Consider the following 19,417-nt stretch of genomic DNA (forward strand, 5'->3'; position numbering starts at 1 on the left):
GGGGAAAGCATGACCGCAACCCGCACCGCATGGCAGGGCCCGATGGCCCGGGTAGACGCGACCGGCTCGGCCGTGGCGCCCGGCACGATCGGGGCGCCCGGGCACGCAGGCCATGGCGACGCCGGCCATGCCGATCACGCGCGCACCGGCGACGCCCATCGCCCCGAGACCACGGTCGGCACGCACACGCGCGGCGACGTGATCCTGGACCTGCAGAACATCTCGCTGTCGTTCGGCGGCGTGAAGGCGCTGACCGATATCTCGTTCGACGTCTGCGAGCACGAGATCCGCGCCATCATCGGCCCGAACGGGGCGGGCAAGAGTTCGATGCTGAACGTGATCAACGGCGTGTACCACCCGCAGCAGGGCCGCATCGTGTTCCGGGGCCAGGAGCGGCGCCAGATGCACCCCACGGCCGCCGCGCGGCAGGGCATCGCCCGCACGTTCCAGAACATCGCGCTGTTCAAGGGCATGACCGTGCTCGACAACATCATGACCGGCCGCAACACGCAGTTCCGCACGGGCGTGTTCGCGCACGCGCTGTGGTGGGGGCCGGCGCGTGCCGAGGAAATGCAGCACCGCCGCCGCGTCGAGGAAGTGATCGACTTCCTGGAGATCCAGGCGATTCGCAAGACGCCGGTCGGGCGGCTGCCCTACGGCCTGCAAAAGCGCGTGGAACTGGCGCGCGCGCTGGCGGCCGAGCCGTCGATGCTGCTGCTCGACGAGCCGATGGCCGGCATGAACGTGGAAGAGAAGCAGGACATGTGCCGCTTCATCCTCGACGTGAACCAGCAGTTCGGCACCACCATCGTGCTGATCGAGCACGACATGGGCGTGGTCATGGACATCTCGGACCGCGTGGTCGTGCTGGACTACGGCAAGAAGATTGGCGATGGCACGCCCGAAGAGGTCAAGTCGAATCCCGACGTGATCCGGGCCTACCTCGGCACGTCGCATTGAGCGCGGCGCTGGCAAAACTCAGGAAATTACGATGACGTTCTTCTTCGAGATCCTGATCGGCGGGCTGCTCTCCGGGCTGATGTATTCGCTCGTGGCGCTGGGCTTCGTGCTGATCTACAAGGCGTCCGGCGTATTCAACTTCGCGCAGGGCGCGATGGTGTACTTCGCCGCGCTGGCCGTGGTGGGGCTGATGGACAAGGGCATGCCGATGTGGGCGGCCGTGATCGGCGCGTTCGTCGTGATGATCATCGTTGGCATGACCACCGAGCGCTTCGTGCTGCGCAAGCTGGTCAACCAGCCGCCGATCACGTTGTTCATGGCCACCATCGGGCTGTCCTTCTTCCTGGAAGGGCTGGGACCGCTGCTGTTCGGCAACGAGGTGCGGCCGATCCAGCTGGGCATCGTCGACGAGCCGATCGAATCGATCCTGACGCAGTTCAACATCGTCATCTCGAAGTTCGACCTCGCTGCCGCGGGGATCGCCGCCGTGCTGGTGGCCGCGCTGGCGCTGTTCTTCCAGTACACCAAGGTGGGCCGCGCGCTGCGCGCCGTGGCCGACGACCACCAGGCGGCGCTGTCGCTGGGCATTCCGCTGCAGAACATCTGGGCCATCGTCTGGGGCGTGGCCGGCTTCGTGGCGCTGGTGGCGGGCATGCTCTGGGGCTCGCGCAACGGCGTGCAGTTCGCCCTGACGCTGACGGCGCTGAAGGCGCTGCCCGTGCTGATCCTGGGCGGCTTCACGTCGGTACCGGGCGCCATCGTCGGCGGGCTGATCATTGGCGCGTCGGAGAAGCTGGCCGAGATCTACATCCCGCCCGTGTTCCAGTCGATGTTCGGCGGGAACTTCGGGGGCATCGAGGGCTGGTTCCCTTATGTGTTTGCGCTGCTGTTTCTGCTCGTCCGGCCCGAGGGGCTGTTCGGAGAGAAACATATCGACCGCGTCTGACGGAGGACCACGATGCTCTACCGCGAATCCGGCCAGTTCAAGACCAGCTACGTTGCCGACAGCCAGATCTTCCCGATCCGGCAAGATCGTATTTTCTTTGTTTTGCTGATGGCGGTGGCGTTCGTCGTCGTCCCGTTCACGGGCAGCGAATACTGGCTCAGCGCGATCCTGATCCCGTTCCTGATCTTCTCGCTGGCGGCGCTCGGCCTGAACATCCTGACGGGCTACGCCGGGCAGCTCTCGCTCGGCACGGCGGCCTTCATGGCCGTGGGCGCCTACGCGGCCTACAACTTCCAGCTGCGGATCGAGGGCATCCCGGTGCTGCTGACCTTTATCCTGGCCGGGCTGTCGGCGGCGCTGGTGGGGGTGGCGTTCGGGCTGCCGTCGCTGCGCATCAAGGGCTTCTACCTCGCCGTGGCCACGCTGGCGGCGCAGTTCTTCGTGGTCTGGGCGCTGACCAAGTTCCCCTGGTTCTCGAACAACAGCTCGTCGGGCGTGATCACGGCGCAGCGGCTCGACCTGTTCGGCATCGCCATCGACACGCCGGTGAAGAAGTACCTGTTCGTGCTCGGCGTGGTGACGGTGCTGGCGCTGCTGGCCAAGAACCTCGTGCGTTCCGCCACGGGCCGGGCCTGGATGGCCGTGCGCGACATGGACGTGGCCGCCGAGGTCATCGGCATCCCGCTGATGCGCACCAAGCTGCTGGCGTTCGCGGTCAGCTCCTTCTACTGCGGCGTGGCGGGTGCGCTCTACGCGTTCTGCTACCTGGGTTCGGTGGAGCCGGACGGCTTCTCGCTGGACCTGTCGTTCCGCATCCTGTTCATGATCATCATCGGCGGCGTGGGCAGCATCCTGGGGTCGTTCCTGGGCGCCGCATTCATCCTGCTGCTGCCGATCTTCCTCGACAACACGCTGCCCGGGCTGGCGGCGCTGCTGCACCTGCCGTTCACGAACGCCACGGTGTCGCACATCCAGCTCATGGTGTTCGGCGGGCTGATCATCTTCTTCCTGATCGTGGAGCCGCACGGGCTGGCGCGCCTGTGGCAGATCGCCAAGGAGAAGCTGCGGCTCTGGCCGTTCCCCCACTAGCCGTTTCTTTAATTTGCCGTCATCGATTCAACGTCGCACCGATAACTACACCCGACCGAGGTGAAGGAGACTGTCATGACAACCGTATTCCGTAACGTGCAGCGCGCCGCCCTGGTGGTCAGCGTCGCGGCTGCCCTGCTGGCGCCGTCGCTGCCAGCCATGGCCCAGGCCAACGACCAGTTCGTGGCGCTGCCCAGCTACCGCGTGGGGCCGTATGGCGCCAACGGCCAGTCGTTCTACGGCGGCTTCGTCGACTACCTCAACTACGTCAACCTTAAGGACAACGGGGTCAACGGCGTGAAGCTGTCGTGGGAAGAGTGCGAGACCGAGTACAACAACGCCAAGGGCGTGGAGTGCTACGAGCGCCTCAAGGCCAAGAACCCCACCAGCAAGGGCACGGCGTACCACACGATGTCCACCGGCATCTCGTACGCGCTGGTCGACAAGACCTCGGCCGACAAGGTGCCGCTCGTGATGATGGGCTACGGCCGCACCGACGCCGTGGACGGCTCGGTCTTCCCGTACGCGTTCCCGCTGGTGACCACGTACCAGATGCAGGCGTCGGCCATCGTCAAGTTCCTGGCGTCGAAGAGCGGCGGCTCGCTGGCCGGCAAGAAGATCGTCTATCTCTATCACGACTCGGCGTATGGCAAGGAGCCGATCGTTGCCATGCAGGCCGAGGCGCGCCTGAACAAGTTCAACCTCGTCGAGATTCCGGTGGCGCACCCCGGCAACGAGCAGGGCGCGCAGTGGCTCAAGATCCGGCAGGAGAATCCTGACTATGTGGTGTTCTGGGGCTGGGGCGTGATGAACCAGACCGCGCTGAAGGCCGCGCAGAAGGTGGGCTATCCGCGCGACAAGATGATCGGCTCGTGGTGGGCCGGTTCCGAGGAAGACACCGTGCCGGCCGGCGACGCCGCCAAGGGCTACATGAGCGCCACCTGGAACGTGGCCGGCAAGAACGTGCCGTTGATCGCCGATATCGAGAAGGTGGTGTATGCCGCCGGCAAGGGCAACATGCAGGACAAGAACAAGGTGGGCTCGATTCTCTACAACCGCGGCGTGTCGGCGGCCGTGGTGACCGTGGAAGCGATCCGTGTGGCCCAGGACAAGTTCGGCAAGGGCAAGGTGATGACCGGCGACCAGATGCGCTGGGCCTTCGAAAACCTGAACGTGACCAACGCGCGGCTGCAGCAACTCGGCGCCACGGGCCTGCTGCCCGAGATCAAGACCAGCTGCGACAACCACGAGGGCTCGGGCAAGGTGAAGATCCAGCAGTGGGACGGCACCAAGTGGGTGGTGGTCTCGGACTGGATCGAAGGCAACAAGAGCCTGATCCACCCGCTGTTCAAGGCCAACGCCGCGCAGTACGCGAAGGAGAAGGGGATTACGCCGGCTTGTGTGAAGGGCTGAGGCTTGGATTCCCCTCTCCCGCGTGCGGGAGAGGGGAGCAAACACACGCATCGGGACAAGAACCATGACCCTCCTCTCCGTCAACAACATCGAAGTCATCTACGACCACGTGATCCTGGTGCTCAAGGGTGTGTCGCTCGATGTGCCCGAGGGCCGTATCGTGGCGCTGCTGGGCGCCAATGGGGCGGGCAAGACCACCACGCTCAAGGCGATCTCGAACCTGCTGCACGCCGAGCGCGGCGATGTGACCAAGGGCTCGATCGAGTACAAGGGCCAGCGCGTGGACCAGCTCACGCCCAACGACCTCGTCAAGCGCGGCGTGATCCAGGTGATGGAGGGCCGGCACTGCTTCGCCCACCTCAGCATCGAGGAGAACCTGCTGACCGGGGCCTACACGCGCGGCCTCTCGCGCGGCGAGACGCGCGACGAGCTGGAGAAGATCTACGGCTACTTTCCGCGCCTGAAGACGCGGCGCAAGTCGCAGGCCGGCTACACGTCGGGCGGCGAACAGCAGATGTGCGCCATCGGCCGCGCAATGATGGCCAAGCCGTCGATGATCCTGCTCGACGAGCCGTCGATGGGCCTGGCGCCGCAGATCGTCGAGGAAATCTTCGAAATCGTGCGCGACCTGAACACGCGCGAGCGGGTCAGCTTCCTGCTGGCCGAGCAGAACACGATGGTGGCGCTGCGCCATGCCGACTACGGCTACATCCTGGAGAACGGCCGCGTGGTGATGGACGGCGATGCCGAATCGCTGCGCACCAACGAGGACGTCAAGGAGTTCTACCTCGGCGTGGCCGCCAACGATGCCGAAGGCAGCGCGCGCAAATCGTTCCGCGACGTCAAGAGCTATCGCCGCCGCAAGCGCTGGCTGGCCTGACCTCGCATCATATTTCGTCCAAATTCCGTTTTCCTGGGATGGCTTCCATCATGGGTGACTATTTCGATTCGCTGGAAACCCGCGCGCCTGCCGAACGCGAGGCGGCGCTGCTCGCGGCCGTGGCGCGGCAGGTGGCGCATGCCCAGTCGCACGCACCGTATTTCGCCGAGATCCTGTGCGATGTCGACGCCCGCGACATCACCTCGCGCGCGGCGCTGGCTGGCTTGCCGGTTACGCGCAAATCCGAACTGACCGCGCGGCAACGCGGGGCGCCGCCGCTGGGCGGGCTCAACGCCACGCCGGTGGGCGGCCTGCGGCATATCTTCCAGTCGCCGGGGCCGATCCACGAGCCGGACGGCCACGCCGCCGACTGGTGGCGCACGGCCCGCGCCATGTTCGCGGCGGGATTCCGCGCCGGCGAACTGGTCTACAACACGTTTTCGTATCACTTCACGCCGGCCGGCATGATGATGGAAACCGGCGCGCACCGGCTGGGCTGCTGCGTGTTTCCGGCCGGCGTGGGCCAGACCGAATCGCAGGTGCAGGCGCTGGCGAGCCTGCAGCCGTCTGCCTATGCGGGCACGCCGTCGTTCCTGAAATTGCTGATCGAACGCGGCCAGGAGATGGGGCAGCCGTGCGGCAGCCTCTCGAAGGCGCTGGTCTCGGGCGAGGCCTGCCCGCCGGCGCTGCGCGGCTGGCTGCGCGATCACGGCGTCACGGCGCGGCAGATGTACGGTACGGCCGACGTGGGCCTGATCGCCTACGAAACCGAGGGCGGCGACGGCTGGGTGGTCGACGAAGGCGTGCTCGTGGAGATTGTCGAGCCGGGCGGCACGCAGCCGATGCCGGAGGGTGAAGTGGGCGAGGTGGTGGTCACGGTGCTCGGCAATGGCGACTATCCGCTGATCCGCTTCGGCACGGGCGACCTGTCGGCCATCGTCACCGATTCCTGGACCAAGGCCAGTCCCTGCGGGCGCACCAATATCCGCCTCAAGGGATGGCTGGGCCGCGCCGACCAGACCACGAAGGTCAAGGGCATGTTCGTGCACCCCGGGCAGGTGGCCGATGTGATCCGGCGCCACCCCGAGATCCGCGCCGCGCGGCTGGTGGTGACCGGCACGGTGGGCGCCGATACGATGACGCTCCATTGCGACGCCACGCGCTGCGACGACGCGCTGGCCCGTGCCGTGGCCGAATCGATGCGGGAAGTCCTGCGGTTGCGCGGCGAGGTGAAGTTCGTGGCGGAAGGCGCGCTGCCGCAGGACGGCAGGACGATCGAGGACGCGCGCCGCTACGACTGAGACGACTGGTCGCCGGCGCCAGCATGGGTATCCGGTTGCGGATACCCGCCGCGCGGCCGCGTGGGCAGCCTGACCATCCAGACGGTCACGGCGGCCCCGATGGCCAGCAGCGTCAGCGACGATACGGGCCGCGCCCGCAGCAGCCAGGCCGTGGTGCCCATCGACAGCCACATCATCGACAGCGCCAGGCACTTGGCCCGCAGCGGAATGCTGCGATGCGCCTGCCAGTCGCGCACCAGCGGCCCGAAGCGCTCATGCGTGACCAGCCAGTGGTGGAATTTCTCGGAACCCCGCGCGAAGCAGGCCGCCGCCAGCAGCACGAACGGCGTGGTCGGCAGCAACGGCAGGAAAATGCCGATGAAGCCGAGCACGAGGCTGAGCGCGCCGAGCGTGACCCAGAACGCGCGGATCACGCGCTCGCGGTGCGTCAGCGTACCGGGCAGGTCGGCGGGGTCGATCGGTTGGTCGGGGTCTTGGGCTGGCAACGGTCGGACAAGCGGGGCGCTGAAGGCCCTTATGCTACCAGCCCGAGCCGGGCGCGCGCCGCATCGTACTCGGCCTTCATGCGCGCCACGATCTCCCCGGCGGTGGGAATGTCTTCGATCTGGCCCACGCCCTGGCCGGCGCCCCAGATGTCCTTCCACGCCTTGGCCTTCGAGGCGCCGCTCGAAAAGTCCATCTTGGTCTTGTCGGCCACGGGCAGGTTTTCCGGGTCCAGCCCCGAATTCACGATGCTCTCGCGGATGTAGTTGCCGTGCACGCCCGTGAACAGGTTCGTGTAGACGATGTCCGATGCCGCCGAGCCGATGATCGACTGCTTGTATTCGGCGCTGGCATGCCCCTCCTGCGACGCGATGAAGCGCGTGCCCACATAGGCGAAATCGGCGCCCATGGCCTGCGCGGCCAGCACGGCGTCGCCCGTGGCGATCGAGCCGGACAGCGCGATCGGGCCGTCGAAAATCTTGCGCACCTCGCCAACCAGCGCGAACGGCGACAGCGTGCCGGCGTGCCCGCCCGCGCCGGCTGCCACCAGGATCAGCCCGTCCACGCCGGCCTCGATGGCCTTCTCGGCATGGCGGATGTTGATCACGTCATGCAGCACGATGCCGCCGTAGCTGTGCACCGCGTCGATCATCTCCTTGACCGGCGCGCGCAGCGACGTGATGAAAACCGGCACCTTGTGCTCCACGCAGACCCGCACGTCCTGCTCCAGCCGCGCGTTCGAGGCATGGACGATCTGGTTCACGGCCACCGGACCCACCGGCTTGCCGGGGTTAGCCGCCCGGAACTCCGCCAGCCCGGCCTCGATCTGCGTCAGCCACTCGCCCAGCAGTTCGGCAGGGCGGGCATTGAGCGCCGGGAACGAGCCGACGATGCCGGCCTTGCACTGCGCCAGCACCAGCTCCGGGTAGCTGACGATGAACATCGGCGATGCGATGACGGGCAGGGCCAGGTTCTGCAATGCAGCGGGAATATGTTTGGCGCCGGGCATGAAGTCTCCTCGAATGATGGTTCGGCTGGCGATGAACTGAACGATCGTTCGATTATAGGGAGTTTCGGGTGGCGTGGCGGGCGGTAGAGGCAGGGGTCTAGGCCACGCCGGCTTCACGCCGGCCGGTCGCGATAGGCCACCAACTCCCAAGTCATCGCGGCGCTGACGTAACGGTAGCCAAGCCAGCGGTCGAGCCACATGTAACGCCGCGGATTCACGTAGATCAGCCGGGGCATGGTCGTTCCCTCGGTGAAATGCTGTTTCCTGAAATCGGGGTCGAGGCCCAATCCGTTCGGGACACACCACACCCCGTTTTGTGGACAGGGCTCCCCGGAGTTGACCAGCGTCCCGAGCGGCGGCAGCGTTTTCAGCGTGGCCTTGGGCTCCGGCATCAGGTCGAGCGGCAAGCCCGTGGCGGGATCGAGCTTCTTGGCCTGCGCCAGACGCCGGATGAGTGCGTCGGAGGGCTGGGGCGGCGGCCCGGCGGCATCCCGTTCCCGCTTCCACTGGAAGGTACCGTCCCATTCCGGCAGCGGGGCGGGGGGCAGTGGGACGATCTGGTCGAGATCGGGGATTTTGGGGTTGTGGTATTCCCAGCGGTTGAGGAACTTGTCGATCTCCTTGTAGCGGCGCACGCGCTCGGGATCGGGGGTGAGTGCGAGGTAGTACAAGCTGTCAGTTGACGGATTGTCGAAGGCTTGTGCGAGCATATGGGCCGAGGCATAGAGACCGGCTTGTACTGCCTTCTGGTACGGGGGAAGCGCAGCGGCATATTGCTCGCGACCGTCGAAGATGATCCCCAATGTGTCCGCTGCCTTGCCATGCCCTTGGTCTGCGGCGCATTGGAACATCTGGATGGCAATGTCGGGTGCCTTGTCCATTGGTCGCAGATGCTCTGCCACATAAAACTGTGCCGCCGGATTGCCCAGATCAGCGGCTTTTCGGAAGTAGCGCAGCGCCATTTCCCGGTTTTGTTTCAGACCAAAGCCACGATTCAAGTAGAAGCCAATGTCGTAGTAGCCAGACGGCACGCCGGCATCGATCAACTGGCTGGCGAGGTCGATGCTTTCCCGGACACGGAATGGCGACCAGGCAAAACCTTGCGAGATCAGTAGTTGCAGATTCGTGTTGGCCTTGTAATGGCCATGCGCGGCTGCGATGCGGTAGTAGCGCGCCACGTCGTCGAACTCCTTCGGACCGGGCCGCAGCTGCAGGTAGCGGCCATACCGAAACAGTTCGTCAGCCTCCGGGTCGAGTGGTGGCAGTCGGTCGGCTTCCTGTGCGCAAGTGAAGGCAAGGTTGGCACGGAGGCCCGGAATATCGGGAACGTTGTACAAGGGTTTGGACTCCTTGGAGCAGGCGGTCAATGTGAAGGCGAGGAGCAGAGTTGGAATCAGAGTGCGCATGGCTTAGTCCCAGTAGGTTCGTTTTGGGTCGTCGCGATAGAACTCGATCAGGGACGCCGCGGGTCCTTCGCCACTCAACTTTCGGTCCTTGTTCTTCTTGATGAGCTTCGTCCATTCTCTAAAAGCCTCTCCCACCTTCTCCTGCCCACCCCGCCCCCCTGTATGAATATCCCAAAGCCGCCGCCGCAAAGGCTGCGTCACGGCCGCATTCTCATGGCAGATGTTCAGTTCGGTGTCGCCCTCCATGCTGCGGGTGTTGATGTTGGCCGAACCCAGCGTCATGAACACGTCGTCGACGATCATCAGTTTCGAGTGGATATAGACGTCGATCCATTTACCGGGCAGAGAGTCGGGCGCCACCAGCGTGCAGACGTGGACCTTGAGGCCCGGGATGTCTACGGGTGCGATGACCTGCGGTTCGTTCATCTGCTGCTTGATTTCGGCCTTCCTGCGCTCTGCCTGTTCCAGCAGGTATTCCCCCTCGGCCTGCGCCTGGCGGGCGCCGGCCGTGTCGTCGAACCCCCGCATCCGCTCCGCGTCATACAACCTCCTGCGCGCGCGCTCCTCGTGCTTGAGCGCAGCGGCGTAGAGCGCTTCGAGGTCGTCCTGACGCTCCAGCGCGGCCACGCCGGGGATGGTGTCGGCCCGACCGAGCGCGTCGAGCATCCGATAGGTGTTGACCGTGCCGTCGCCCATGCCTTCGTCAGTGGAATTCGTCACCACGAACAGGTGGAGGGAGCCATGCTCGCCGGGGTCGCGGCCGCCCTTGAGTTGGGCCACGACCGCCTCCTTGATCTGGTCGGCGACCGGGGGGTAGCGGAAGTACTGGTTCTCGATATAGACGAAGCTCGACACGTTGTTGACCGCCTGTAGGTACATGGCCAGGATGTCAGTGTGCTGGACGGGTTCGAAAGCGCCGTCCTTACGCCGCCAGCCGCTCTGCGAATGGGTCCGCAGCACTTGTGCCATGACCTTTGCGCCGTGCCCTTCTCGGCACTTGTGGAGGGCCGCGGCGGACTTGCGGCGATCACCGAGACCCTCGTCCGTTTCCCTGTCCCACGATTCGCAAAACACATGGTTGAGGCATTTCAGGATGGGACCGGTCACGCGGCTGGAGATGTCCTGTCGCGGCGTGGGACCGTTGCGCCCCTGATGCCCGGTCCGGGTGACCGCGCTGTGATGGTCGGTGTCCCAGTAGGCGTCGAGCATGTTGTGGCCCATGACGTAGCCCACCGCGCACTCGGGCTGTTCGTAGTCCACAAGCACCATCTTCTGGTGGTGGGAGGGGGCTGCCGCGCCCATCGCAAGCCCGCCTTTTGCGCGGGTGCCGGCCGTGCGCCGTTCGTCCTTGCCGAAGAACGCCGTCCGGAAGCTGATTTCAAGGCGATCGTCGAAGGGGAAGTCCCGCGTCATGAAGTCGACATTGCGCAACGCCGCGAGCTGCCAGACCGACGGGATAGCCGAAAGCACTACCGACGGCTGCATGATGAGGTTGCGCAGTGTCAACTGCCTGGGATCCCGCTTGGAGGCGCACCAGTACCAGTAGCGGTCGAACTCGTCGGGATTCCTGCGGGGATCGGGGCGGGTTCGCATGTAGGCGGTGATCCGCCCCGGCATGTTGGGTTCAGGGCCGGCCAGCGAGGCTATACCGGGCAGGCCCAGCACCGCCCCGCCCCAGCACAGTACCCGCACCTTGACACCCCGCTTGCCCACTGTCTCCAGCAGTTCGCCGATGCATTCCGTGCCGTGGCCGTCCTGGCCGCGCCGGAAGAACATCGACGGCTGGAAGCCCCAGCAGATGATATCCACGCTATGGCGGGCGCCCGCGATGGCGTCATGGACGTCCCGGAACGCTTCTTCGCCGTTGACCAGCGGAGTGAACGTGCATGGCTCCGGATAATACATGGCGCGCTGCACGAACCACGGCAGGGTGGTGGTGACGGATGTGGTGTGCGCCAGGGCAATTGGCGCAGTGATGGGTTCGGGCAGGCGTCTCATGGAAGCGGTACGGCTGACAATGTCGCACGCTACCCCGAAGCCATGGCGGGCGATTTGCCGCCGCGCAAGCCGTACCAAAAAAACGCCCCGCTCGTGAGAGCGGGGCCATTACCACGAAGACTGATAAGAAGAGACGGTCAGACACCTGCCAATGCCTTACCGTGAGACGAATCTTAGGCGGTCAATATGACCACCAGAAGACAGTTCCAAGGCATTTTCGGACAGCGCCGGTCAGACCTTCTCCAGCAGCAGGCCCTTGAGGTATTCGCCTTCCGGGAAGGCCGCCGACATCGGGTGGTCCGTGCCGGCCGACAGCCGGCGCAGGATGCGGGCGTCGGCGCGGGCGTCGGTGGCGGCGCCGGCCACGATCTTGTGGAACAGCTCCATGCCGATCGCGCCCGAGCACGAGTACGTGAACAGCAGGCCGCCCGGGCGCAGCAGCTGCATGCCGACCAGGTTGATCTCCTTGTAGGCGCGTGCGGCGCGGTCGATATGGGCGGCCGACGGCGCGAACTTGGGCGGGTCCAGCACGATCAGGTCGAACTGGCGGCCTTCGGCGCGGAACTCGCGCAGCATCTTGAACACGTCGGCGTCGAGCCAGGTGGCGCGGCCGGCGTCGAAGCCGTTCAGCGCCACATTGTTCGCGGCGATCTTGAGAGCGTCGCCGGACGAGTCGATCGATGTCACCGAGGCGGCGCCGCCCCGCAGCGCGGCCAGCGAAAAGCCGCCGGTGTAGCAGAAGCAGTTCAGCACCTCGCGGCCCTGGGCCAGGTCGCCCACGAGCTTGCGGTTGTCGCGCTGGTCGACGTAGAAGCCGGTCTTGTGGCCGTTGCGCACGTCCACGTAGTACTTCACGCCGTGTTCGGTCACCGACAGTTCCGGATCGGGTTCGGCACCGGCCAGCACGCCGGTCACCAGTTCCAGGCCCTCGCGCTGGCGTACGGCCGCGTCGGACCGCTCGTAGACGTTCGGGCAGCCGGTCTCCTTGACCAGCGCCTGCACCAGGGCATCCTTCCACTGCTCCACGCCGGCCGAGTTGAACTGGCAGACCAGCTGGCCGCGTTCGCCTTCGCCGTAGTAATCGACCACGAGGCCGGGAATACGGTCGGCCTCGCCGAAGATCAGCCGCACGGCGCTGGTGTCGCGCACCCATTGCCGGCGGTGCGCCACGGCGGCGGCCACGCGGCGCTTGAACAGCGCGTGGTCCACGGGTTCGTTCTCGTCGAATGTCCACACGCGGGCGCGGATCTGCGATTCGGGGCTATAGGCGCCGCGCGCCAGGAAGCGGCCGTCGGCGGCGCGGATGACCACGGTCGAGCCCGCCTCGCAGCGGCCCTCGGTCGCGGCGATGCCCGTGGCGTAGACCCACGGATGGCGGCGCAGCAGGGATTTTTCCTTGCCCGGCTTCAGGGTGATGACGTTCATGCGCTTACAGCACCACCTTGACCATCGGATGGGCCGTCAGCGTGCGGTACAGCTCGTCGAGCTGCTCGCGGCTGGTGACCCACACGGTCACGGTCAGGCCCAGGTAGTTGCCGTTGCGCGACGGACGCATCTCCATCTTGCCGGCGTGGAAGTTCGGGTCGAATTCCTGGATCAGCGTCACGATGGCCTCGGCAAAGCCGTCCTGCATCGCGCCCATGACCTTGATCGGGAAATCGCTCGGGTATTCGATCAGCGACTGCTCGGGCGGGATGTCGCCCGGAATCAGCGGACCGTTCTTCGGATCTGTCGTCATTGCCAACCTTCTCGGATCTGTCTAATTACTTGCGCTTGAACCAGAGGCGGATCGTATCCCACAGGCGGCCGAAGAAGCCGGCTTCCGGCACTTCCTCCAGCGCCACCACCGGGAACTCGCCCACCTTGTTGTTGCCGTCCATCAGCTTGACCGTCCCCACCTGCTGGCCGGCCGTGATCGGCGCGATCAGCAGTTCCTGGCGCTCCAGCACCGGCTTCAGGCGGCCGCCCGTGCCCTTGGGCACCGTGACGAACGTCTCGTTCGACACGCCGATCTTGATCGTGCCCGACTTGCCCTTGTAAATATCGGGCGTGGCCAGGACCTGGCCCTTGTCGTACAGGCGCAGCGTGTCGAAGAACTGGAAGCCGTAGTTCAGCACCTTCAGGCTTTCCTGCGTGCGCACCTGGTCCGACGCGGTGCCGATCATGATCGACACCAGGCGGCGCTGGCCGTTGGGCACGTTGGCCAGCGGGCGCTGGGCCGACGAGATCAGGCAGTAGCCGGCGGATTTGGTGTGGCCGGTCTTCACGCCGTCGACGGTCGGATCGATGTACAGCAGGCGGTTGCGGTTGGGCTGCTTGATCTTGTTATAGGTGAACTCCTTCTGCGAGTACATCGTGTAGTACTCGGGGAAGTCCTTGATCAGGCGCGTGGTCAGCGTGGCCAGGTCCACCGCCGTGGTGTAGTGGTCCGGGTCGGGCACGCCGTCGGTGTTCGTGAAGTGCGTGTTCTTCATGCCCATGCGCTGGGCCTCGCGGTTCATCATCGCCACGAAGCCTTCCTCGGAGCCGCCCACGGCCTCGGCCAGCGCCAGCGCGGCGTCGTTGCCGGACTGGACGATCAGGCCCATCAGCAGGTCCTGCACGCTGACCGGCTTGCCGGCCTCGATGAACATGCGCGATTCATCGCTTTTCACCTTCCGCACGATGTCGGTGGGGGTGACGATCTGGTCCAGCGTCAGGCGCTTTTCCTTGAGCGCCTCGAACGCCAGGTAGGCGGTCATGATCTTGGTCAGCGACGCGGGCTCGATGCGCAGGTCGGCGTTCTGCGATGCCAGGGCCTGGCCACTGGTCACGTCGAACAGCATCCAGGACTTGGCGGCCACCTGCGGCATCGGCACGCCCTGCGCCAGGACGGCGGCGGGGGCGGCGGCAAGCGCGGCGGCGAGGGTCGCGGCAACGGCGACCGGGGCGAGGGCGGATGCGAAGTGCGGCGTGGCTCTGTTCAGCATGTGCGGATATCCAACGAAAAAAAGGTTGCGCGGACGGGACGGATCACCGTACCCACGCGTTGACGACAAGCTGCTTGATCAGGTGCAGCTTGCGGTGAAAGAAATGGTCGGCGCCGGGAATGACGATGACCGGCAGGTCCTGCGGCCGCGCCCAGTCCAGCACGCTGGCCAGCGCCACGGTTTCGTCCTGCTCGCCATGGATCACGATGGTGTCGGCGGGCACGGTGGCCACCTCCCAGCGGCTCGTGGCCGTGCCCACCAGCACCAGCCGCTCGGCGGGCGTGCCGGCCTCGGCCAGGCGGCGCCCCACGTGCGTCTGCACGAAGCTGCCGAACGAGAAGCCGCCGAGCGCCAGCGGCAGCGTGGCGGCATCGGGCGACCACGCGGTCTGCGTGCGCATCCAGTCGATCACGGCCAGCAGGTCGTCCTGCTCGCCGATGCCCTTGTCGTGCTCGCCGGCCGAATTGCCCACGCCGCGGAAGTTCGGACGCACCGTGGCGTAGCCCAGCGCGACGAACGTGCGCGCCAGCGTCTGGGCCACCTTGTTGTCCTTGGTGCCGGCGAACAGCGGGTGCGGGTGTGCCACGAGCGCCAGCCCGCGCACGGGCTCGTTCTGCGGCAGATCGATCGAGATGTCGATGGCGCCGACGGGGCCGGCGATGGTGGTGACCTGGGTATGCGCGTTCATGGTGGCAGGAAAGGCAACGGCACGACAAAAAACCGGGCTTCGGACCCGGCGCGGCTCGGCGTTGAGGGGCTCAGCGATCCACCATCAGCCGTTCGACGGGCACGCCGTTGACCAGATGGCTGTCGATGATCTCGTCGATGTCCTGCTGGTCGACGAAGGTGTACCAGACGGCCTCGGGGTAGACCACCAGCACCGGGCCAAGTTCACAACGGTTCAGGCAGCCGGCCTTGTTGATCCGCACGCGGCCTTCGGCCCCGGCGATGCCCAACTGCTTGCAGCGCTTCTTGGCGTATTCCTGCATGGCCTTGGCGTTGTGGTCGGCACAGCAGGCCTTGCCGTCGTCGCGCTCGTTCAGGCAGAAGAAGACGTGGTGTTTGTAGTAGCTGCTCATGACGGCGTGCCGGTGGGGGCGTCGCCAGCGGCTCGCACTGGCGGCCGCGCGCGGCCTGGATCGGGAAAGGTCGGAATTATACGTGGTCGGGCCCGGCCACCCGCAGCGGATGCAAGACCGGAAATCCGGAAACGACGATGCCCTGCTGCGTGACCGGACGCTGCATTTCGCGTTCCAGCAGACGCCGATCGCCCTGAATGAGTCGTAAAAGACACTTTTGATACCTCCCCGGACATCGCCGATGTCCGAAACCCCGGAGCCTGCGATTCCGGTTTTCCGGACTCCCGGACGGCCGCGCGCGCCTGCGCCCCGATTTTTCCTTGCAGATCAATGACTTGGCGGCAACGCCGCAGGTGGCACGTCCGTTGCAAATCGTTACATCAGACGCGCCGCCATGCCCCCGGGCCAGAGGCGCGCGACGCGGGCACCTGCGAGTGCCCGGCACCGGTCAAACACACCGAGGACGACAATGACGAGGAAACCCTTCTACAAGATCCTGTACGTGCAGGTTCTGTTTGCGATTGCCGTGGGCATCATGCTGGGCCATTTCGCGCCGCAGACCGGCGTGGAGATGAAACCGCTCGGCGATGCCTTCATCAAGCTGATCAAGATGATCATCGGCCCGATCATCTTCTGTACCGTGGTGTCCGGCATTGCCGGCATGCGCGACATGAAGAAGGTGGGCCGGGTGGGCGGCAAGGCGCTGCTGTACTTCGAGATCGTCTCGACGTTCGCGCTGCTGATCGGCCTGCTGGCGTCGCACGCGCTCAAGCCGGGCGTGGGCTTCAACATCGACCCGGCCTCGCTCGACACCAAGTCGATCTCGCAATACGTGTCGAAGGCGCACGGCCAGAGCACGGTCGAGTTCTTCATGCACATCATTCCGGACACGATCTTCAGCGCGTTCGCCAACGGCGACATCCTGCAGATCCTGCTGGTCTCGCTGTTCTTCGGCTCGGCGCTGGCCATCGTGGGTGACCGGGCGCGCGTGATCCACGAGATGGTGGACCAGGTCTCGAAGGTGTTCTTCCACATCGTCCACGTGATCACCAAGGTGGCCCCGATCGGCGCGTTCGGCGCCATGGCGTTCACCATCGGCAAGTACGGCCTGGGCTCGCTGGTGCCGCTGCTGAAGCTGATCGGCACGTTCTACTTCACGGCCATCGTGTTCGTGCTGGTGGTGCTGGGCACCGTGGCGCGCTTCACGGGCTTCTCGATCATCCGCTTCGTGGCGTACATCAAGGAAGAGCTGCTGATCGTGCTGGGCACCAGCTCGTCCGAGGCCGCACTGCCGCACCTGATGGAGAAGATGGAGAAGCTGGGTTGCTCGAAATCCGTGGTGGGCCTGGTCGTGCCGACCGGCTACTCGTTCAACCTCGACGGCACCAACATCTACATGACCATGGCGGTGATCTTCATCGCCCAGGCCACCAATATCGAGCTGACGCTGCTGCAGCAACTGACGATCCTGGCCGTGGCGATGGTGACCTCGAAGGGCGCCAGCGGCGTGACCGGCTCGGGCTTCATCACGCTGGCGGCCACGCTGGCCGTGGTGCCGACGATCCCGGTGGCCGGCATGGTGCTGATCCTCGGTATCGACCGCTTCATGAGCGAGTGCCGCGCGCTGACCAACATCATCGGCAACGGCGTGGCTACCGTGGTGGTGTCGGCCTGGGAACGCGAACTCGACCGCGCGCGCCTTAACCGCGTGCTGCGGGGCGACGATGACGGTGTCGCGCTCGCCGACGCCCGCTGACGTGACCCCGGCCGGCTCCGGCACGCCCGCCCCGGGCGCCGCCGGCACCGGTCCCCGGCCCGGGGGCAGCGCCTCCGGGCAGCGGGTATCATCGGCGCGAGAGCTTTCGCGCGCCCCGATGCCCCATTCCGACGACTTCCTCGCCGTGCACGACCCCGCCGCACCCGGCGCGCTGCCAGCGCCGGGCACCGGCTCGCGCTGGTGGGGGTTTGCCGTGGCGCTGCTGGCCGGCCTGCTGATCCTGTGTGGGCTGACCTGGCTGCTGTCGGTCCAGCGCGGCATTGCGGCGCTGCAGCAGTCCACGGCCATGCGGGCCGACCGCTACGCGGCCACGCTCGAATCCACGCTCGACCGCTACGAATTCCTGCCCGCGCTGGTGTCGCTGCACCCCTCGGTGCGTGCGCTGCTGGCCGCGCCGGAAGACCCCGCCCGCATCGCGGCGGTCAATGACTACCTGGCCGACGTCAACCGCCGCGCGCGGGCCTCGGCCACCTACGTGATTGCCGCCAACGGCCTGGCGCTGGCCGCCAGCAACCATGGCGAGCCGGGCAGCTTCGTCGGCACCGACTACCGCTTCCGCCCCTATTTCCAGCGCGCCATCCACGGCGAGATCGGACGCTTCTACGCCATCGGCATCACCAGCGACGAACCGGGCTACTACATCGCCCAGCCGATCGAGGCGGCCGGCAAGGTGATCGGCGTCACGGTGGTGAAGCTCAATCTGGAGTGGTTTCCGCGCGCCGGGTCGGGCCGGGGCGAGCCGCTGCTGGTGTCGGACAACCATGGCGTGATTTTCCTGTCGTCCATGCCCGGCTGGCAGTACCGCACGCTGCGGCCACTGCCGGAGGCGCTGCAGGCCGAAATCCACAAGACCCGCCAGTACCACGACGTGGATGTGCGCCCGCTGCCGCTGCAGCCGCTCGATTCGCCGGTCACGCGCTGGCTGGCGCGCGCCACGCTCAACGACGGCGAGCGGCTGGTACGCGTGGCCGGCAGCGAGCGCGGCAGCGCCGATGTGCCCGACGCCATCGACGACGCCGGCAAACGCTTCGGCCTGTCCGCGGACGGCGCCGACCGCTATCTGGAGATCAATCGCTCCGTGGGCCCGGCCGGCTGGAACATGCAGGTCATGGCGCCGCTCGACCCGGTACTGGCCAGCGCGCGCGGCGCCACCATCGGGGCGGCGCTCGCCTACGCCTGCGTGTGCCTGCTGCTGGTCAACCTGCGCCAGCGCCGCCAGCGGGCGCGCGACATGCAGTACAGCCGCCGCCTGCTCGAAGCCGCCTACGACGAACTGGAGCGGCGCGTCGAGGCGCGCACCGCCGACCTGATGGCGATCAACGAACAACTGGAAGGCGAGGTGGCCGAGCGCACGCGCGCCGAGAGCGAGCTGCGCGCGACGCAGGACGAACTCGTGCAGGCCAGCAAGCTCGCCGCGCTGGGCCAGATGGCGGCCGGCATCACCCACGAACTGAACCAGCCGCTGGCGGCGCTGCGCACGTTCTCGGACAACACGCGCGTGCTGCTCGAACGCGGCAACCTCGACGCCGCCACCGGCAACCTGTCCGCCATCGCCGATCTGACCGAGCGCATGGGCAAGATCACGGGCCAGCTCAAGCTGTTCGCCGGCAAGGCGCGCCAGCGCCGTAACGCGGTGCCGGTGCAGAAGGCGCTCGACCACGTGCTGCAGCTGATCGCCCCGCGGCTCGGCACCGCCACGCTGGCCGTGCATGGCATGGAACACCATCCGGAACTCGGCGTCTGGGCCGATGAACTGAAGCTGGAACAGGTGCTGCTGAACCTGATCGGCAACGCGCTGGACGCCATCGCCGCCGAGGGCCGGGGCGAGGGCCATGTGGAGGTGATTGTCACGCTGGCCGACGAGCGCGTGCGCATCGCCGTGCGCGACAACGGCCCCGGCATCGCCCCGGAGGCCCTGCCACGCCTGTTCGAGCCGTTCTTCACGACCAAGGAGATCGGCCAGGGGCTGGGCCTCGGGCTGGCCATCTCGTCGTCGATCGTGCGCGAGTTCGACGGGCAGTTGACCGCCGGCAACATGCCCGGGGGCGGCGCCGAATTCGTGGTGACGCTGCGGCGGGCGCGGCAGCCCGTGGCGGCGTGAGCCGCG

The 19,417-nt window shown here is 66.4% G+C and carries 17 protein-coding genes; 8 read left to right on the plus strand and 9 right to left on the minus strand.

Translation table 11 applies throughout. The features are described from left to right. The first annotated feature begins 9 nt into the window (after window positions 1-9). The 6 genes from EV147_RS15615 (at window position 10) to EV147_RS15640 (ending at window position 6,589) form a co-directional block, all read left to right on the plus strand. Window positions 10-960, plus strand: a complete 951-nt coding sequence (locus tag EV147_RS15615; protein WP_130392122.1) for an ABC transporter ATP-binding protein — start codon at window positions 10-12, stop codon at window positions 958-960. Window positions 961-991: 31 nt separating this feature from the next. After that, window positions 992-1,906, plus strand: coding sequence for a branched-chain amino acid ABC transporter permease (locus EV147_RS15620; RefSeq protein ID WP_130392123.1), 915 nt, complete (start codon window positions 992-994; stop codon window positions 1,904-1,906). Window positions 1,907-1,918: 12 nt separating this feature from the next. After that, window positions 1,919-2,995: a branched-chain amino acid ABC transporter permease gene (locus EV147_RS15625; RefSeq protein ID WP_130392124.1), complete on the plus strand. Its 1,077-nt coding sequence runs from the start codon at window positions 1,919-1,921 to the stop codon at window positions 2,993-2,995. A gap of 75 nt (window positions 2,996-3,070) precedes the next feature. Then, complete coding sequence (locus tag EV147_RS15630) at window positions 3,071-4,408, plus strand: ABC transporter substrate-binding protein (protein ID WP_130392125.1); 1,338 nt, start codon at window positions 3,071-3,073, stop codon at window positions 4,406-4,408. Window positions 4,409-4,472: 64 nt separating this feature from the next. Next, the gene (locus tag EV147_RS15635) at window positions 4,473-5,288 is read left to right on the plus strand and encodes an ABC transporter ATP-binding protein (RefSeq protein WP_130392126.1); all 816 of its coding nucleotides are present in this window, start codon (window positions 4,473-4,475) and stop codon (window positions 5,286-5,288) included. A 50-nt stretch (window positions 5,289-5,338) separates the two neighbouring features. Beyond that, window positions 5,339-6,589 carry a phenylacetate--CoA ligase family protein gene (locus tag EV147_RS15640; RefSeq protein WP_198680262.1) on the plus strand — a complete coding sequence of 417 codons (1,251 nt, stop codon included), beginning with the start codon at window positions 5,339-5,341 and terminating at the stop codon, window positions 6,587-6,589. Here the strand turns inward: EV147_RS15640 and EV147_RS15645 are convergent. The 9 genes from EV147_RS15645 to EV147_RS15685 all read right to left on the minus strand — a co-directional run bounded on the left by EV147_RS15645 (window position 6,580) and on the right by EV147_RS15685 (window position 15,533). Continuing rightward, window positions 6,580-7,074, minus strand: a complete 495-nt coding sequence (locus tag EV147_RS15645) for a YbaN family protein (protein WP_407923240.1) — start codon at window positions 7,072-7,074, stop codon at window positions 6,580-6,582. The two genes, EV147_RS15640 and EV147_RS15645, sit on opposite strands and share 10 nt — an antisense overlap. 29 nt (window positions 7,075-7,103) lie before the next feature. Continuing rightward, window positions 7,104-8,081, minus strand: a complete 978-nt coding sequence (locus EV147_RS15650) for an NAD(P)H-dependent flavin oxidoreductase (protein WP_130392128.1) — start codon at window positions 8,079-8,081, stop codon at window positions 7,104-7,106. A 113-nt stretch (window positions 8,082-8,194) separates the two neighbouring features. Beyond that, window positions 8,195-9,487 (minus strand): SEL1-like repeat protein, encoded by a 1,293-nt coding sequence (locus tag EV147_RS15655; RefSeq protein WP_130392129.1) that lies wholly within the window; start codon window positions 9,485-9,487, stop codon window positions 8,195-8,197. Window positions 9,488-9,490: 3 nt separating this feature from the next. Further along, window positions 9,491-11,485, minus strand: coding sequence for a phospholipase D-like domain-containing protein (locus EV147_RS15660; protein ID WP_130392130.1), 1,995 nt, complete (start codon window positions 11,483-11,485; stop codon window positions 9,491-9,493). Between the two features lie 231 nt (window positions 11,486-11,716). Beyond that, a complete protein-coding gene (locus tag EV147_RS15665; protein WP_130392131.1) occupies window positions 11,717-12,910 on the minus strand; it encodes a class I SAM-dependent rRNA methyltransferase in 1,194 nt (397 codons plus the stop codon). Window positions 12,911-12,914: 4 nt separating this feature from the next. Continuing rightward, complete coding sequence (locus EV147_RS15670) at window positions 12,915-13,223, minus strand: HP0495 family protein (protein WP_130392132.1); 309 nt, start codon at window positions 13,221-13,223, stop codon at window positions 12,915-12,917. A gap of 25 nt (window positions 13,224-13,248) precedes the next feature. Continuing rightward, the gene (locus EV147_RS15675; protein ID WP_130392133.1) at window positions 13,249-14,454 is read right to left on the minus strand and encodes a D-alanyl-D-alanine carboxypeptidase family protein; all 1,206 of its coding nucleotides are present in this window, start codon (window positions 14,452-14,454) and stop codon (window positions 13,249-13,251) included. Between the two features lie 43 nt (window positions 14,455-14,497). Then, entirely contained in the window at window positions 14,498-15,142 is a 645-nt protein-coding gene (locus tag EV147_RS15680) for an alpha/beta hydrolase (RefSeq protein WP_130392134.1), read from the minus strand. Between the two features lie 70 nt (window positions 15,143-15,212). Continuing rightward, on the minus strand, window positions 15,213-15,533 hold the full coding sequence (locus tag EV147_RS15685) for a (2Fe-2S) ferredoxin domain-containing protein (RefSeq protein WP_130392135.1): 321 nt from the start codon (window positions 15,531-15,533) through the stop codon (window positions 15,213-15,215). A 469-nt stretch (window positions 15,534-16,002) separates the two neighbouring features. Here EV147_RS15685 and EV147_RS15690 point away from each other — a divergent pair, with 469 nt between their 5' ends. Both EV147_RS15690 and EV147_RS15695 read left to right on the plus strand, forming a co-directional pair. After that, a complete protein-coding gene (locus EV147_RS15690) occupies window positions 16,003-17,289 on the plus strand; it encodes a dicarboxylate/amino acid:cation symporter (protein ID WP_130392136.1) in 1,287 nt (428 codons plus the stop codon). A gap of 118 nt (window positions 17,290-17,407) precedes the next feature. Continuing rightward, window positions 17,408-19,411, plus strand: coding sequence for a sensor histidine kinase (locus tag EV147_RS15695; protein WP_130392137.1), 2,004 nt, complete (start codon window positions 17,408-17,410; stop codon window positions 19,409-19,411). Window positions 19,412-19,417 lie beyond the last annotated feature (6 nt).

This window comes from Cupriavidus agavae (genome assembly GCF_004217045.1).
In the GTDB taxonomy this organism is placed as follows: Bacteria; Pseudomonadota; Gammaproteobacteria; order Burkholderiales; family Burkholderiaceae; genus Cupriavidus; species Cupriavidus agavae.